Below are 15,382 nucleotides of genomic sequence, written 5' to 3'. Positions count from 1 at the left end.
CCCCGACCCGCCCCGCCGGAGGCGGGGCCATCAACTCAGAGCGCGGCGTTTTCGGCGAGGACCTTCTCCCGATGCCGCTCACGCAGCGCGGCATGGTGCGGACTGCGCCGCACCACCAGATAGGCCACACCCAGCACCGCGAACCAGATGGGGGTCACCAGCAGGGCCTGCAGGGTGTCGCTCTTCTGGGTGAGCGCCCAGACCAGGAACACGAAGAAGGCCAGCACCGCCCAGACCGCCGGCACACCGCCCGGCAGTTTGAACGTCGACGCGGTATGCAGATGCGGCCGCCGCTTCCGGTAGACCAGGTAGCTGGCCAGGATCATCGTCCAGACGAACATGAAACACAGCGACGAGATGGTGGTGACGACGGTGAACGCTTCGACGATGGACTGTCCCGCGTAGAGCAGCACCACCCCGATCAGCAGGAACGCGCACGAGAAACGCAGCGCGTTGGCCGGGACCTTGCGCCGGGACAGCCTCCCGAACAAGGCGGGGGCGTCCCCGTCACCGGCCAGGCCGTACACCATCCGCGAGGTCGAGTAGATCCCCGAGTTCGCGCTGGAGGTGGCGCTGGTCAGCACCACGAAGTTGACCACACTCGCCGCGACGCCCAGCCCGGCCAGGGAGAACATCGCCACGAACGGACTCTCGTCGGCCGAGACCTCCCGCCACGGGGTCACCGCGCAGATGACGATCAGGGCGCCGACGTAGAACAGCAGGACGCGCACCGGGATGGAGTTGATCGCGCGGGGCAGCGTGCGTTCGGGATTCTTGGCCTCGGCCGCCGTGGTGCCCACCAGTTCGATACCCACGAAGGCGAAGACCGCGATCTGGAATCCGGCCACGAAACCCATGGGCCCGGTCGGGAAGAAACCGCCGTCGTTCCACAGGTTGGCCAGGGAGGCGGTGGTGCCGCTGTCACCGGTGAAACCGGTGATCACCATCACCAGTCCGGTGACGATCAGCGCGCCGATGGCGATCACCTTGATCAGCGCGAACCAGAACTCGGTCTCACCGAAGGCGCGCACCGTGGGCAGATTGAGGACCAGCAGGACGGCGATGCAGACCAGCGCGGGGATCCACAGCGGCAGATCCGCCCACCAGTAGGACACGTAGCCGGCGATCGCCACCACATCGGCGATACCGGTGACCACCCAGCAGAACCAGTAGGTCCAGCCGGTGAAGAAACCCGCCCACGGGCCGAGCAGATCACCGGCGAAATCGCTGAACGATTTGTACCCGGAGTTCGACAGCAGCAGCTCCCCCATCGCCCGCATGACGAAGAAGAGGAAGAAGCCGATGACCATGTAGACGAGGATCACCGAGGGGCCGGCGAGCGAGATCGTCTTACCCGAGCCCATGAACAGACCGGTGCCGATCGCGCCGCCGATCGCGATCAGCTGGATATGTCGGTTCGCCAGCTGGCGGCTCAACTTCTCCGGGCCGGCACCCGGATCGCTCACCCCGCTCGCGTCGTCGCCTGGATTACCGTGGCCCTGCAGCACGGCCATATTTCTCCCTCCGGAATGAATCGGACAGCCCATTCGACCACCGGAAGCGGATTCCTGCAGAGTGGGCGGCCCTACGGTACGCCGCCGCAACCTGTGCCGCGCAGGGCACCCGCACAACCGCGGTGATCGTATTCGCTGTGGTCACAGCGTTAGGGTGGCGGTATAGCCCGCGCCGGCGAATCGTCCGGCACCGTCGCGGTCACCGGCCGATCATCCGGCTCGATCGCCGCGGGGGCGCCGCCACCTGATTGACTGGTCGGCTGTGTTCCGATTGATGTTCCATGAACCTCGCATACCGGGTAATACGGGCAATGCCATCCGGCTCGCCGCCGGCACGGGCAGTGAGCTGCATCTGATCGAACCGCTCGGCTTCGATATGTCGGAGGCGAAGCTGCGCCGGGCCGGGCTGGACTATCACGACCTCGCCTCGGTAACAGTGCACCCGGATCTGGCGACCGCGTGGAAGCAGCTGCGACCCGAGCGGGTGTACGCGTTCACCACCCGGGCCACCACCCCGCACACCGAGATCACCTACCGGCCCGGCGACATACTGCTGTTCGGTGCCGAACCGACGGGCCTACCGGCGGAGGTGCTCGCCGACGAGCACATCGATGCCGAGGTGCGCATCCCCATGCTGCCCGGCCGGCGGTCGATGAACCTGGCCAACGCGGCCGCGGTGGCGGTGTACGAGGCGTGGCGGCAGCACGGTTTCCCGGGCGCGGTCTGACCCGGACGCCCGCGGATCAGTCGGCGATCTCGAACCGTTTGTGCCGGGAGGTCGCCCCGCCGGTGAGCCGGACCGCGCTCTTCGGGACGCCGAGATGCGCGGCCAGGAGTTCGGCCGCGGCGCGGTTCGCCTTCCCCTCCACGGCCGGCGCCCGCACCCACAGTCGCAGCGTGCCGTCGGGCAGGGTTTCGACCAGTGGGCCCTTCCGGCTGTTCGGCGTGATCGCCGCGCGGACCGTGGTGGGCACTGCTCAGGCCCGGTCCGTGTCCGGGCCGTCCGGATCGACGGCCTCGTCCCCGGTCGGCACGGACTTGTCCGCGCCCTTCGCGGCCCGGCCCGTCTCCTTCACCGTCTCGTCCCTGCCCTTCGCCGTCTCGTCCGTGTTCTCGGCCGTCCGGTCGCTGTTCTTCGCGGACTGGTCGACATCCTCCGCGGTCTCGGCCGACGCGTCCGCGGGTACGGCAGCGGTTGACGAGGTCGCGGGCGCGGGCGCCGGGGGCTCGGTCCGCGCGGTCGAGTTCCCGGCCGCGGTGGCGCCGGCGCGTGCGCCGCCCAGCCGGCGGGCCAGCCCCACGACGGCGCCGACGATCGCGCCGAGGAGGGCGAGGAAGACCAGCCACGGCAGCACCTGGCCGATGAAGACCACCGCGCCCTTCAGCCAGGCGAGCAGGGAGTTCCAGCCGTCCACGACCCCGTCCCAGAAATTGGCGGGCCCGTCCTCGATCGTCTGCTCGGCCGTGCTCCGGATATCGACGGTGAGGGTGGACAGCGAGATCTGATCGTCGAGATAGCGCCGCTGCCCGGTGAGGCTGTCCAGTTCGGCCTGCCGGTCGGCGAGCGCCTCCTCCGCGGCGATCAGGTCGGCGGTGTTGGCGGCGCGCGCCATGAGATCACGCAACCGGTCCACCGAGGCCCGCAATGCGGTGATGCGGGCGTCGAGATCCTGCCACTGCAGGGTGACGTCGTCACGGTTGGTGCTGACCTGGGTGATCTCGCCGAGATCGCTCAGGCCGTCGATGAACGCGTCGGTATCGGTGGCCGGAATCCGGACGACCAGATTCGCGTGCGGATCGTTGTCGGTGGTCCCGGGATTCTCGGTGCGCTGGTCGACCCGCCCGTCCAGTTCGGTCACCCGGTCGACAAGGGTCTGCGCGGCCGCGACGGGGTCGTCGGCGGTGAGGTCGACCGTGCCGGTCACGACTTCTTTCCGATCGGTGGCCTGGTCGGCGGTATCCGGCGGGGAGGTAGGAGCCTGCTCCCGGCTCGGCGCCTTCTGCACGCGGATTCCCGGCGCCGTGGCGGGCGCGGGCGCACCGCCTTCGAAGGACATCGTCTGGTCCGCAGTTCCGGAATGGGAGTCGTCCCCGCATCCGGTGAGCAGAACCGACCCGCACACAACCAGAAACAACACCCCGAGCGTTCGCATGCTGGCAGCGTAATGGGCGGTTCCGCAATCGGATACCCGAATAGGAAGGCTGCGTATCGGCGGTGTCTGCGGGTCGGCGGACCGGCCCCTGCTGCCCGCCGGATCTGCCCGGACGACCTGGGCGACTTCCGTTATGAGGATTGGCGGTCGCGAAGCCGATCGCGTTCGGCGGCGAGAGCGGCGTTGGTTTCGCGAAGGGTGGTGTTGGCGTCTTCGAGTTCGAGGATGCGTCCGATCGCGGTGAGTTGTATGCCCTGCCCGGCCAATTCGGTGATGCGCTGTAGCCGTTGCAGATCGTCGCGGCTGTAGCGGCGGGTGCCGCCGGGGCTGCGCACCGGAGTGATCAGCCCGTACTGCTCGTAGAGCCGCAGTGTCTGCACGCCGACACCGGCCAGTTCCGCAGCCACCGATATCGCGTACACACCCTGCCCCGATCCGGGCAGGTACCGGATGTGGCGGTCGGCACCCGTCACCTTTCTTCACCATCCCCTCGGTCATATTTTCTTCGCAAGACACTTGCATCCTTATGGCACTAGTGCTACATATAACTTGTGTCGGTTGACATAGATTATCTGGTTTCTCTTCGAGAGTGAAGGAGTGAACTGGAGGTGGCGACCATGTTGATGCGCACCGATCCCTTCCGCGATCTGGACCGTCTGACCCAGCAGGTGTTCGGTACGCCTGCTCGCCCGGCGGCGATGCCGATGGACGCCTGGCGCGAGGGCGACGACTTCCTGGTCGAACTCGACCTGCCCGGAATCGACCCGGACTCACTGAATCTGGATGTGGAACGCAATGTGGTGACCGTGCGGGCATCGCGGCCGGAGCTGGATTCGGGCCGTTCGATGCTGGCCGCCGAGCGCACCCGCGGCGTGTTCAGCCGTCAGCTGTTCCTGGGCGAGAACCTCGATACCGACGCGATCCGCGCCGACTACCGCGACGGTGTGCTGCGGTTGGTGATCCCGGTTTCGGAGCGGGCCAAGCCCCGCAAGATCGAGATCGCGCGCCACGATCCCGAGCGGCAGGCCATCAACGCCTGACCGTCCGGGTCGGCGCCGAGACCAGGAGGCCGACCATGCATACACCGACCGGTATCAGCGAAAACAGGCGGTCGGAGGTGGAGGACCGGCTACTCGAACTGGATCCTGATCTCGAGGAGCTGTTCGCCGAGGTCGACGAGGCACTGCGGGTGGCCCGGGCTCGATGGGCGCCGCGGCTGCGCACAGTCCGCGGCCCCCGGCCGCGGAACCCGGCCGCTCGACGATCCGCTCCCCGGCACCGCGGGCGTCGGCCGGTTCCGGGTCGGGCCTGCCAGCGCGGCCCGCCCGGATACAGCCGATATGCCCCGGCACCCGACCGGTCACGGAAGTGAGGTGATGCCCGTTCCTACACATCCAGCACAGGGTTTGCGCCGGGCGGCAGAGCGCGCCGAACCCGTAGGCCTGCACTGAGCACAGCGACGGCTCCGCGCGCAGCGGGCCGCGTGCACAGCCACCGGACGTGGCACCGCAGGCCGACCGTTCTCGCCCCCGGCCGCAGCCCTGGTCATCGACTCTCCAATTCCATCCAGCGACGGGTGGGCCCGGCCGGCACGGTTCTTCCGGGTCCACCCGCAATTCTCGCAAACGATACCCGCAGCCGATGGTCGCGAAAGTCCCCTGGCCTCCCGATTATGGGCGACGGCAGTGTCACGAAGACCCGGCTCCGCCGCTGCCGCAGACGCCGGCGAATTACCTGAAGTCCCGGGAGCGGGAGGTTATGCGCATGTCCAGGCGGCTCAGATGTTCGGCGTAGATGCTCACCGCGCCTTCCGCGTTCTGTATCCGGCCGCGGATCAGCAGTGCCGGGGCGCTCTGCGCGGTGCGCCGGTACCGGGCCCACAGCCCGGCCGAGCACACCACGTTCACCATGCCGGTTTCGTCTTCCAGGTTCAGGAAGGTGACCCCGCCGGCGGTGGCGGGACGCTGCCGGTGGGTCACCGCGCCGCCGACCAGTACCCGGGTGCCGTCGGGGACCGAGAGCAGGTCGGCGGCCGGGATCACCCCGAGCGCGTCGAGGCGGGGGCGCAGGAACTGGGTGGGGTAGCTGCCGGGTGAGACTCCGGTCGCCCAGACGTCGGCGGCGGCGTGTTCGAGGTCGCTCATCCCGGGCAGGGTGGGTGTGGTGGTGGAGGCGCCGGTCCCGGGCAGGCGGTCGGACCTTTCTCCGGCCGCCGCGCCGGCCGCCCATAATGCCTCGCGGCGGGAGTAACCCAGACTGCCGAGCGCACCGGCGGTGGCCAGGGATTCCGCCTGCGGGACGGTCATCTCCACACGCCCGGTGAGATCGAGGAACGATATGTAGGGTCCGCCTTCGGCCCGAGCGGCCACGATCTCTTCCGCGAGGTCCGAGCCGATGGAGCGCACGGCCGCCAGGCCCAGCCGCACCTCGGTCCCGCGCCGTTCCAGGGTGGCCTCGGCCTCGCTGGCATTGATATCCGGACCGTGCACGACGACCCCGTGCCGGCGGGCGTCGGCGACCAGTGATTGCGGCGAATAGAAACCCATCGGCTGGGCGCGCAGCAATCCGGCGCAGAACGCCGCCGGATAGTGCAGTTTGAACCAGGCGGAATAGAACACCAGCGCGGCGAAACTCTGCGAATGGCTCTCCGGGAAACCGAAATTCGCGAAAGCACGGAGTTTCTCGTAGATACGGTCGGCGAGTTCGCCGGTGATGCCGTGCAGATCCCGCATGCCCTGGTACAACCGCCCCCGTAGCCGTTCCATTTTCTCCGGGGACCGTTTCGATCCCATGGCCCGCCGCAGTTGATCGGCTTCGGCGGCGGTGAATCCCGCGACGTCCACGGCCATCTGCATGAGTTGTTCCTGGAACAGCGGCACCCCGAGGGTGCGCTCGAGCGAATTACGCAGGGCTTCGTGGTCGAAGGTGACCTTTTCCAGTCCGTTCCTCCGGCGGATGTACGGATGAACCGAACCGCCCTGGATCGGACCGGGCCGGATCAGCGCCACCTCGACCACCAGGTCGAAGAACTTCCGCGGTTTCAATCGCGGCAGGGTGGCCATCTGGGCCCGGGATTCCACCTGGAACACACCCACCGAATCGGCTCGGGACAGCATTTCGTACACCCCGGGTTCGGCGAGGTCCAGGGTGTGCAGTTCGACCGTGACGCCGAGGTGCTCGCGCACCAGGTCGATCATGTAGTGCAGGGCGGAGAGCATGCCCAGGCCCAGCAGATCGAATTTCACCAGACCCGCCGCGGCGCAATCGTCCTTGTCCCACTGCAGCACGCTGCGGTCGGCCATCCGCGCCCATTCCACCGGGCATACATCGGCGATGGGCCGGTCGCAGATCACCATGCCGCCGGAGTGGATTCCCAGATGCCGCGGTAGTCCTTCGATATCGGCGGCCAGGGCCAGTACCGGTGCGGGGATATCGGTCCCGGTTTCCGCCCCGACCCCCGTCCACCGGCTCACCTGTTTACTCCAGGCGTCCTGCTGGCCGGGGGCGAAGCCGAGTGCGCGGGCCGCGTCGCGGACCGCGGACTTCCCGCGGTAGGTGATCACATTCGCCACCTGTGCCGCGTTCTCCCGGCCATACCGGCGATAGACGTATTGGATCGCTTCCTCGCGGCGGTCGGATTCGATATCGACATCGATATCGGGGGGTCCGTCGCGTTCCGGGGAGAGGAACCGTTCGAACAGCAATTTGTTCGCGACGGGGTCGACATTGGTGATCCCGATGGCGTAGCAGACCGCGGAATTGGCGGCCGAGCCCCGGCCCTGGCACAGGATGTCGTGCTCATGGCAGAAACGCACGATATCGTGCACCACCAGGAAGTATCCCGGGAAACCGAGCCGGGCGACGACCGCGAGTTCGTGTTCGAGCTGCCGGTAGGCGGCCGGGTTCGCGGCGGGCGGGCCGTAGCGGGCGGCGGCGCCGCGCCGGGTGAGTTCGCGCAGCCAGGAGTTCTCGTCGTGGCCGGCGGGCACATCGAAGGGCGGCAGCCGGGGCGCGATCAGCCGTAGATCGAACGCACATTCGCGGGCCAGTTCCACCGAGTTCGGCACGGCCGAGGGGAATTCGGCGAACAACCGGGCCATCTCCGCCCCCGACCGCAGATATCCACCCCCGGTGGGGGCGAGCCAGCCGGCGAGATCGTCGAGGCTGCGCCGGGCCCGGATGGCGGCCAGGGCCGCGGCGCGGCGGCTGCGGTCCGGGGTCGCGAAATGCGCGGCGGTGGTGGCGATCACCGGCACACCGACCCGTTCGGCGAGCGCGGCCAGCACGGTATTGCCTTCGTCGTCCACGGGCATACCGTGCCGGGTGAGTTCCACGGTCACCCGGTCGGGGCCGAACCGTTCGCACAGTTCCCGTAGCGCCGCCTCGGCGCGCAGCGGCCGGCCACCCGCGTGCAGATCCTGTGCCAGCGCCCGCCGCACCTTGCCTTTTCGGCAGCCGGTGAGGATCTGCCAGTGACCGCCGGCCGCCTCGGTGAGGGTATCGAGGTCGTAGCGCAGGATCCCTTTCTCCCCGGCCGCCATATGCGCGGCCGCGAGCTGCCGGGACAGCCGGCGATAGCCCTCCTGCCCGCGGGCCAGGACCAGCAGATGTTCGCCGTCCGGATCGGGTTCGCCGGTACGGGGCGCCGAATCGGTCTGCCGGGCACCGGATTCCACGAGGGTGAGCTCGGCCCCGTACACCGCGGCGATCCCGTGCTCGGCGGCGGCTTCGGCGAACCGGACCACCCCGTAATAGCCGTTGTGGTCGGTGAGCGCGATCGCCGAGAGCCCCAGCCGCGCGGCTTCGGCGACCATCTCCTCCGGTTGTGAGGCCCCGTCCAGGAAACTGAACGCCGAATGCGCGTGCAGTTCCGCGTACGGCACGACCGGACCGGGCGGCGGGGTGATCGAGCCTCCTTCGAAGGAAGTACATGCGGTCCGCGGAGGCCGCAGCGAAGGCGGAGGTATCGCATCTCCGGGAAACTGTTCGGGCTTAGGCCGGCCGGACAGTACCCGCTCCATCTCGGCCCAGCTCGGCGGGCCGTTACTCCATCCCATACCGCGTCAGCAGGCCACCCGTTCGGTGGACTGCGCCTCCAGCAGTGTCGCCACATGGTCCACCCCGGCCCGGATCACCCGGCCGTAGGCATCGTCGGCGAGCACGTTCGCATGCCCGCGCGCCAGCGCCAGCTGCATTCGCGCCGCATCGAAATCGCCGACCAGCCGGTGGCTGTCGGCCAGGCTCAGATACAGGGACGGGAGAAATCCCAGGAGCCCTTCGCCCAGCGGGACGCCGGGCACGAAGGCCGAGTCGAGCGCCCGGGTGTCCCAGAACAACGCGCCCTCCGCAGTGTCCTGGACATCCGCCAAATGGTGGGCCACCACGCTCCGGTACAGCGGCTCCCCGGCCGGCCCGAGCTGATCCCACAGCTGTTGCAGCGCCTGGCGCGCCGCCTCCCGATCCGCACCGCCGAGCCGCACCGCGGCATAGATATCCGCCATCCGATCGTCCGTCATGCGTTGAGTATCGCACATATGTTCGAATCACGAGAGTCGAAATCGAACCTGTTTTCGAATGTCGAACCGACCCTGGCGCACTTTCTTACTTTGGAGTAAGTTCGGCCGGGAAAGACCTGCGCAAAGGGGCTGTTCATGAGCGATTCCGGGACCGACCAGGCCGAACACGAACTCGCCGGACGGCATGTCCTCATCACCGGCGCCTCGTCGGGCATCGGACGGGCCGCGGCGCTGGCCGTCGCGCAGAAGGGCGCCGTGGTGTTCCTGCTCGCCCGCCGCGAAGACGAACTCGCCACCGTGGTGGCGGAGATCCGGGCCGCCGGTGGCCGGGCCTACGGCTACCCCTGCGATATCACCGATCCGGCCTCGGTGGAGGCCACCCTGGACCGGTTGCTCGGCGAGCACGGCCGGGTGGACATGTTGGTGAACAATGCCGGTCGTTCCATCCGCCGGGCCATCCACCGCTCCACCGACCGGTTGCACGATTACGAACGCACCATGGCGGTCAACTACTTCGGCGCGCTGCGGCTCACCCTGGCGCTGCTACCGCAGATGCGCGAGCGCAAATTCGGCCATATCGTCAACATCAGCAGCGCGGGCGTGCAGGTGGCCACCCCGCGGTACTCCGCCTATCTGGCGAGCAAGGCCGCGCTGGACAAGTTCACCGAGGTCGCGGCGGTGGAAACCATGGCCGACGGGGTCACCTTCACCACCATCCACCTACCCTTGGTGCGGACCCCCATGATCGCCCCGTCCGGTAATCAGGGCGGCCGCGCCGAATCGCCGGAATGGGCGGCCGCGACGATCGTGCGCGCGCTCACCCAGCGGCCTCGGCGTATCGACGTGCCGATCGGCACCCTCGGCGAGTACGGCGCGATGTTCGCCCCGCGGCTGCGTGACTTCGTCCTGCACCGCTACTACCGGATGATCCCGGACTCCCCCGCCGCCCGGGGCGAACAAGCCGAATCCGCTCCGGCCACCGCACTCGACACGCAGACCTCCGCAGCGGAGACACCCGTTGTCCACCGCATCGGCGGCGAGCGTCCCGCAGCACGGTCACGGCCGCGCCGCGCCCCACTGCCCCGGGCCGGAGCACGGGTGGCACGCGGCACCGGGACCGCGCTGCGGCGCGCGGCACGCTGGGTACCGGGCACGCACTGGTGAATCCGGCCCCGCCGTACTGCGCGGAAAGGAGCGCCGATCGTGACGGCCGATGAGCACAGCGCCGCGTTCGACGCCGTGCTGGACCTGGTGACCTCGCGCGGGATCACCGAGACCACGCTGCGCCGGGTGGCCGACCACTGTGGCCTCGACGGGAAAACGCTCCGCCGGAAATACGGTGACCAGTACGGCCTGCTGATGGCCGCCGCCAAGGAACTCGAACTCGATCGCGATCGCCGGCTCGCGGCGGTCGGCAGCGAGCCGCGCAGCGACTCGGTGGCCGACCGGCGGGCCTACCTCGAGGCGGTCACCCGCGCGCTGCTGCTGGACCCCACCGACCGGCGGCGCCTGCTGCTGCGCACCGAGATCGTCGCGAGTGCCCGGCTGGTGAACGGGATGGAAGCCGAAACCGAGTGGATGGGCACCTCCACCCGCACCATCGTCACCGCCGCGCTCACCCGGGCCGGGGTGGCCGAGGCCGAACTGGAAACGGAACGGCTGCTCGCCCTGATCAGCGGTCTGGCCTTCGAACTCGCCTATCCGCACGGCGCGGGCGAGGGTACGGCCGATCGCGTGGTACGCCACCATATCGCCACCCTCGTGCACTGACGGCGGCGGGCGGGCGCGGTCTCAGAGTTCGAAGATCCGCTCCGTGGGCGCCGGCGGCCGGAATGCTTCCGAGATCTGCGCCACCAGCTGCCAGGGCCGTTCGCCGTCCACCGAGGATTTGCCGTTGGTCAGGATCGCCCCACTCAGCCCGCGTGCCGGATCGGCCCAGCCGTATTGTGTGGTGAACCCGCTGCGGCCGAAATGCGCGGTCGTATCGTGCCCGAATTTCGAACGGTGCCCGCCCAGTTCGTAACCGGCCCGGCTCACCCGCCCGGCCACCCCGGGAACCCGGGGTGCGGGCCGTACCGCGTCCCGCACCGTCTCGGCCCGCATGATCCGGACGCCGTCGAGTTCGCCGCCGCGCGCGAGGATCTCGTAGAACCTGGACAGTTCGGCGGCGGTCGTGACCAGATTTCCCGACGGCAGTTCGGCGGTGAGGAAGGAGCGATTCGATTCCCGGTTCACCGCGTCCGAGGCGAACCCGCCGCCCAGCGCGCGCCCGGCGATGAAGGACGCGAGCTTCGAGGGCGGGGGGCCGGTTTTCACGCTCGGCACCACCGCGTCCACGTCCTCGGGCCCGACACCCAGATTCGTCCACCGGAAGCCCAGTGGTTCCAATACCTGTTCGGCGAGATGATCCTTGATCCGCTTACCGGTGGCCCGCTGCACCAGCAGCCGCTGAATGAGCCCGCTGGTCAGGGCGTGGTACACGCGGAAGCGTCCGGCCGGGTAACTCGGCTTCAGATCGACCAGGCCGCGCAGGCACAGCTCCTCGTCGAAAACCATTTCGTGCCCGCGGTAGGGGCGGGTCACGAACGGGACGCCCGCGGTATGGGTGAGGACGTGCCCGATGGTGATGGCGGCCTTGCCGTTGGCGGCGAATTCGGGAATGTAGTCGCTGACCGGATCGTCGAACGCGAAGGCGCCCTGCTCGATGAGCATGAACATCACCGCGGCGGAAACACCTTTCGCGGTGGAGAAGCCGCAGAACGGCGATTCCGTGGTCACCGGCACGCGCTCGATATCCGGACCGTCGCCGGGCGCGTTGCCCCAGCCGTGGCCGATCGCCCGGTTCAGGACGACCCGCCCGTTGCGGCGCAGGCAGATCTGGATCGCCGGGGTGGCGCCCAGCCGGTACCACGCCTGTACCGAGTCCCAGATCGATTCGATCTCCGCCGGGCTCGGCCCGCCGGGCCCGGCATCCTCCTCCGGACCGACGGCGGTGATGTCGTCCAGTTCGGCGGCGACCGGGACCAGGAGCGCGGTATCTGCCTTCACACGCTTCAGGGTAGCCATGCCGCCGCGGCGGCGACGGACCTCGAACGACCCCGGGGGCGTCCGGTGTGCGCCGCAGTCGTTGTCGGCCGTGCGCCGACCACCTACCACCGTGACCAGGCGGTCCGCCGCCCACGGGGGACAGTGACGGAGATCACCGATAGTGGCCCTGGGGAATTGTGCTCTGATCAATAGAACAACCGCTTGTTCCCCATCTGCCGAGAGGTGGCCATGACATCGGTGAACACGCGCCTGTCCCGGGCGCACATCTGGTTGCTCACCCTGTCGTCGATGGCCGTCGCGCTGGTCATCGCGGCCATGGCCGCCCTCTACACCGCGCTCCCCGAGATCGCCGCCGATACCGGCGCCACCCAGCAGCAGCTCACCTGGGTGGTCGACGGTTACACCCTGGCGCTGGCCTGTCTGGTCCTGTTCTCCGGCGCGCTGGGCGACCGGTTCGGCCGCCGCATCATGATGGTGCTCGGCCTGGTGGTGTTCGCGATCGCCTCCGCGGTGCCACTGGCACTGGACGAGCCGCATTGGATCATCGCCTCGCGCGCCGTCGCGGGGGTGGGCGCGGCGCTGGTCATGCCGTCCACTCTTTCCCTGCTCACCGGCGGATTCCCACCCGAACGGCGCGGGGTGGCCGTCGGGCTGTGGGCGGGAGTCGTCTCCGGTGGGGCGGTGCTGGGAATCCTCGGCTCCGGGCTGCTGCTGCAGATCTGGACCTGGCAGGCCATTTTCCTCGCGATGACGGTAGCCGGTGTCGTCCTCGCGATCGCCGGCTGCACGGTCCCCGAATCCGTGGACGACACCCGGCCACCGCTGGACTTCTGGGGCGGTATCACCGCGTCGGTCGCCGTGGGCGCCGTCGTGGTCGGGGCCATCGAGGCGCCGGTGCGCGGCTGGACCGATCCGGTGGTACTGGGCTTGTTCGGCGTCGGGATCCTCGCCGGCATCGGATTCGCGACGGTCGAACTGCGGGTGCCGAATCCGCTCCTGGATGTGCGGCTGTTCGCCGATCGCGGCTTCGGCAGCGGCGCGGTGAGCGTCGGCGTGCAGTTCCTGGTCGCTTTCGGCTACTTCCTGCTGTTCGTCCAGTACATGCAGTTGATCTTCGGGTACTCGCCGCTGATGTCCGCGGTGGCGATGGCGCCGATGATCGCGCCGCTGATCGGTATCTCGGTTGTCGCCCCGCGGCTGGCCGAACGGTTCGGTCTGCGCCTGCCCACCTTCCTCGGTCTGCTGTGCGTCGGCAGCGCGCTCATCCTGGTGTCCCGGACCACGGTGGACAGCAGCTACCTCGATGTCCTCTGGCCGCTGCTGATCTTGAGCACCGGCCTCGGTCTGTGCACCGCCCCGGCGACCGCCGCGATCATCAACGGCACACCCCCGGAGAAACACGGGGTGGCCTCCGCGGTGAACGACGCCTCCCGGGAGGTCGGAGCGGCCATCGGTATCGCGATCTCCGGCAGCATCCTCGCCGTCGGCTATACCGACCGAATCGCCCCGGCACTACCCCGGCTGCCCGAAGCGGCCCGCGGCCCGGTCGGTGATTCGCTGGCCGCCGCACTGGAGGTCGCCGAACAGGGAGGTCCGGCGGCCGCCCCGCTGGCGGCGTTCGCCAAGGAAGCCTTCGTCCACGGTGCCGCGCAGGCGGCCCTGGTCCTGGGCATCCTCACCGTGGTGATGGCGTTCGTGCTGGGCGCGTGGGCGCCGGGGCGCCGGACCGCCCGCACCGATTCAGCCGCCGAAGACGCCGTGCTGATGAACCGATAGCCACAGCGCGTACCCCAGCAGGGCCTGCGTCTCGTGGATCCGGTGCGGACAGCGTGAATCGACCACCAGACAGCGGTCGACCGTGTCGCCGTGGACGAACGCGCCGCCGTCGCAGCCGGCGAATCCGATCGTGTACATTCCGCGCCGCCGGGCCTCGGCCAGTCCCGCCAGCAGATCGGGCGAGTCGCCGCTGGTCGACATGGCCACCGCGATATCGCCGGACTGTCCGCGCGCGGCCAGCTGGCGCGCGAACACCGATTCGAAGCCGCAATCGTTGCCGACCGCAGTGAGTACCGCCTCGTCGGCCGACAGCGACCACGCCGGCAGCGCGGTACCGTCCGGCGGCCGGGCGAACAGGGCCGCGAGCGTGGCGGCATCCGTCGCACTGCCACCGTTACCGAAGGTGAAAAGCCTGCCGCCGTCGGTGAAGCGGCGCGCCATCTCCCGGGCCGCCGCGGCGACCGGTTCCGCGTTCGCCGCGAGTGCCCGCGTCCGCACACCGATGCTCTCCGCGGCCCGCTCCTGCGCGCACGCGGCCAGTTCGCCGAGCAGCACAACCGCCTCGTTCGAGGTCATCGCTCGTCCTCCGATCCGGCCACGCTCACCGCCATACCGGCGTGCACCAGCACCAGATCCCCGGGCCGTACCGGTTCGACGAAGGACGTCGTGACGGTTTCGGTTCCCAGCGGCGTACGGATACGCGCCGTCCCGTCACCGAGCGGAGTCACCACCTCGCCGAGCCTGCCTTCTTCGCGGCCGGCCTCCCGGCGCCCCAGGCCCTGCTCCGGCGCGAGCAGGCCGGGATACGCGAAACACCGCTGGGTGAGCTCCCACAGCAGGTGATAGAGCAGGACCAGATCACCCGCGGCCGACAGCCGGGAATCCGGGCCGTCCAGCCACAGCAGATGGTCGGCGAGCCCGGCGGCCGGCCGCGGGCCCGACCCGATCCAGATGGTGTGCACGCCCCAGGCCGGGCCGCGCACCAACAGCGACCGCACCTGCGGCTCGTGCGCGGCGGCGATCGCGAGCACCATATCGCCGGGTCGGGTCGAAATCCGGGCGGTATCCACGAGATACGGCCCGGTCAGGGCGGCAGCGGGCAGGGCACGCACCTCGGCGGCATCCGGATACACGAATTCGACGGCGATGTGCTGGGCATGTGGTTCCCAGGAGGGCGCCACACACCACAGCGACGCGCCGGCCGCGAACCGCCGGGCCAGCGCCAGCGCCGCAGCCGCCAGGTCCTCGGCGAGGTCGGGGCGAAAAGGCATGGCCGCCAGAGCATCGTTCACCACGGCACCACCCCACCGGCAGCCACGACCGGGGCTCCGCCGTAGTCGGAGCTCTCGCTGATCCGGCCCGAAATGCCCCAACA

General features: G+C 69.3%; 14 protein-coding genes. 5 read left to right on the top strand and 9 right to left on the bottom strand.

Going from position 1 to position 15,382, the window contains the following annotated elements; genetic code table 11:
* Positions 1-35: 35 nt before the first annotated feature.
* Positions 36-1,514 (bottom strand): D-serine/D-alanine/glycine transporter, encoded by a 1,479-nt coding sequence (gene cycA / locus NF4_RS15025; RefSeq protein WP_063127946.1) that lies wholly within the window; start codon positions 1,512-1,514, stop codon positions 36-38.
* 262 nt (positions 1,515-1,776) lie between these two features.
* Between cycA and NF4_RS15020 the strand changes: the two genes are divergently transcribed.
* A complete protein-coding gene (locus NF4_RS15020; RefSeq protein ID WP_063127945.1) occupies positions 1,777-2,241 on the top strand; it encodes a tRNA (cytidine(34)-2'-O)-methyltransferase in 465 nt (154 codons plus the stop codon).
* A 16-nt stretch (positions 2,242-2,257) separates the two neighbouring features.
* Here the strand turns inward: NF4_RS15020 and NF4_RS15015 are convergent, their stop codons facing one another.
* The 3 genes from NF4_RS15015 to NF4_RS15005 form a co-directional block, all read right to left on the bottom strand.
* Positions 2,258-2,488: a DUF167 domain-containing protein gene (locus NF4_RS15015; RefSeq protein ID WP_063127944.1), complete on the bottom strand. Its 231-nt coding sequence runs from the start codon at positions 2,486-2,488 to the stop codon at positions 2,258-2,260.
* Between the two features lie 3 nt (positions 2,489-2,491).
* Positions 2,492-3,667, bottom strand: a complete 1,176-nt coding sequence (locus tag NF4_RS15010; RefSeq protein ID WP_063814592.1) for a DUF4349 domain-containing protein — start codon at positions 3,665-3,667, stop codon at positions 2,492-2,494.
* Positions 3,668-3,798: 131 nt separating this feature from the next.
* A complete protein-coding gene (locus NF4_RS15005) occupies positions 3,799-4,140 on the bottom strand; it encodes a MerR family transcriptional regulator (RefSeq protein WP_232330473.1) in 342 nt (113 codons plus the stop codon).
* A 144-nt stretch (positions 4,141-4,284) separates the two neighbouring features.
* Here NF4_RS15005 and NF4_RS15000 point away from each other — a divergent pair, with 144 nt between their 5' ends.
* The gene (locus NF4_RS15000; protein WP_063127965.1) at positions 4,285-4,707 is read left to right on the top strand and encodes an Hsp20/alpha crystallin family protein; all 423 of its coding nucleotides are present in this window, start codon (positions 4,285-4,287) and stop codon (positions 4,705-4,707) included.
* Between the two features lie 690 nt (positions 4,708-5,397).
* Here the strand turns inward: NF4_RS15000 and NF4_RS14990 are convergent.
* Both NF4_RS14990 and NF4_RS14985 read right to left on the bottom strand, forming a co-directional pair.
* Entirely contained in the window at positions 5,398-8,724 is a 3,327-nt protein-coding gene (locus NF4_RS14990; protein WP_063127942.1) for an error-prone DNA polymerase, read from the bottom strand.
* Positions 8,725-8,730: 6 nt separating this feature from the next.
* Entirely contained in the window at positions 8,731-9,183 is a 453-nt protein-coding gene (locus NF4_RS14985) for a hypothetical protein (protein ID WP_063127941.1), read from the bottom strand.
* A 135-nt stretch (positions 9,184-9,318) separates the two neighbouring features.
* Between NF4_RS14985 and NF4_RS14980 the strand changes: the two genes are divergently transcribed.
* Entirely contained in the window at positions 9,319-10,347 is a 1,029-nt protein-coding gene (locus NF4_RS14980; protein ID WP_063127940.1) for an SDR family NAD(P)-dependent oxidoreductase, read from the top strand.
* Between the two features lie 39 nt (positions 10,348-10,386).
* Entirely contained in the window at positions 10,387-10,953 is a 567-nt protein-coding gene (locus tag NF4_RS14975; RefSeq protein ID WP_063127939.1) for a TetR family transcriptional regulator C-terminal domain-containing protein, read from the top strand.
* A 21-nt stretch (positions 10,954-10,974) separates the two neighbouring features.
* Here NF4_RS14975 and NF4_RS14970 read toward each other — a convergent pair whose 3' ends face one another.
* Positions 10,975-12,231 carry a serine hydrolase gene (locus NF4_RS14970; RefSeq protein ID WP_232330472.1) on the bottom strand — a complete coding sequence of 419 codons (1,257 nt, stop codon included), beginning with the start codon at positions 12,229-12,231 and terminating at the stop codon, positions 10,975-10,977.
* Between the two features lie 228 nt (positions 12,232-12,459).
* Here NF4_RS14970 and NF4_RS14965 point away from each other — a divergent pair, with 228 nt between their 5' ends.
* Complete coding sequence (locus NF4_RS14965) at positions 12,460-14,007, top strand: MFS transporter (RefSeq protein ID WP_063127937.1); 1,548 nt, start codon at positions 12,460-12,462, stop codon at positions 14,005-14,007.
* Here the strand turns inward: NF4_RS14965 and NF4_RS14960 are convergent.
* Together NF4_RS14960 and NF4_RS14955 are read right to left on the bottom strand one after the other, a co-directional pair.
* Positions 13,972-14,583: a D-sedoheptulose-7-phosphate isomerase gene (locus NF4_RS14960; RefSeq protein ID WP_063127936.1), complete on the bottom strand. Its 612-nt coding sequence runs from the start codon at positions 14,581-14,583 to the stop codon at positions 13,972-13,974. The genes NF4_RS14965 and NF4_RS14960 overlap by 36 nt on opposite strands.
* The gene (locus tag NF4_RS14955) at positions 14,580-15,278 is read right to left on the bottom strand and encodes a hydrogenase assembly protein HupF (protein ID WP_063127964.1); all 699 of its coding nucleotides are present in this window, start codon (positions 15,276-15,278) and stop codon (positions 14,580-14,582) included. The genes NF4_RS14960 and NF4_RS14955 overlap by 4 nt, the downstream gene beginning before the upstream one ends.
* Positions 15,279-15,382 lie beyond the last annotated feature (104 nt).

It is taken from the genome of Nocardia fusca NBRC 14340, from assembly GCF_001618425.1.
Classification (GTDB): Bacteria; Actinomycetota; Actinomycetes; order Mycobacteriales; family Mycobacteriaceae; genus Nocardia; species Nocardia fusca.
The sequence above is the reverse complement of the archived record's forward strand: the minus strand, read 5'-3'. Positions and strand labels throughout refer to the sequence as shown.

Coding starts and splice junctions, on each gene's coding strand:
- NF4_RS14985 (WP_063127941.1), bottom strand. CDS start 9,183: ATGACGGACGATCGGATGGCGGATATCTATGCCGCGGTGCGGCTCGGC.
- NF4_RS14980 (WP_063127940.1), top strand. CDS start 9,319: ATGAGCGATTCCGGGACCGACCAGGCCGAACACGAACTCGCCGGACGG.
- NF4_RS15000 (WP_063127965.1), top strand. CDS start 4,285: ATGTTGATGCGCACCGATCCCTTCCGCGATCTGGACCGTCTGACCCAG.
- NF4_RS14965 (WP_063127937.1), top strand. CDS start 12,460: ATGACATCGGTGAACACGCGCCTGTCCCGGGCGCACATCTGGTTGCTC.
- NF4_RS14990 (WP_063127942.1), bottom strand. CDS start 8,724: ATGGGATGGAGTAACGGCCCGCCGAGCTGGGCCGAGATGGAGCGGGTA.
- NF4_RS14960 (WP_063127936.1), bottom strand. CDS start 14,583: ATGACCTCGAACGAGGCGGTTGTGCTGCTCGGCGAACTGGCCGCGTGC.
- cycA (WP_063127946.1), bottom strand. CDS start 1,514: ATGGCCGTGCTGCAGGGCCACGGTAATCCAGGCGACGACGCGAGCGGG.
- NF4_RS14955 (WP_063127964.1), bottom strand. CDS start 15,278: ATGCCTTTTCGCCCCGACCTCGCCGAGGACCTGGCGGCTGCGGCGCTG.
- NF4_RS15010 (WP_063814592.1), bottom strand. CDS start 3,667: ATGCGAACGCTCGGGGTGTTGTTTCTGGTTGTGTGCGGGTCGGTTCTG.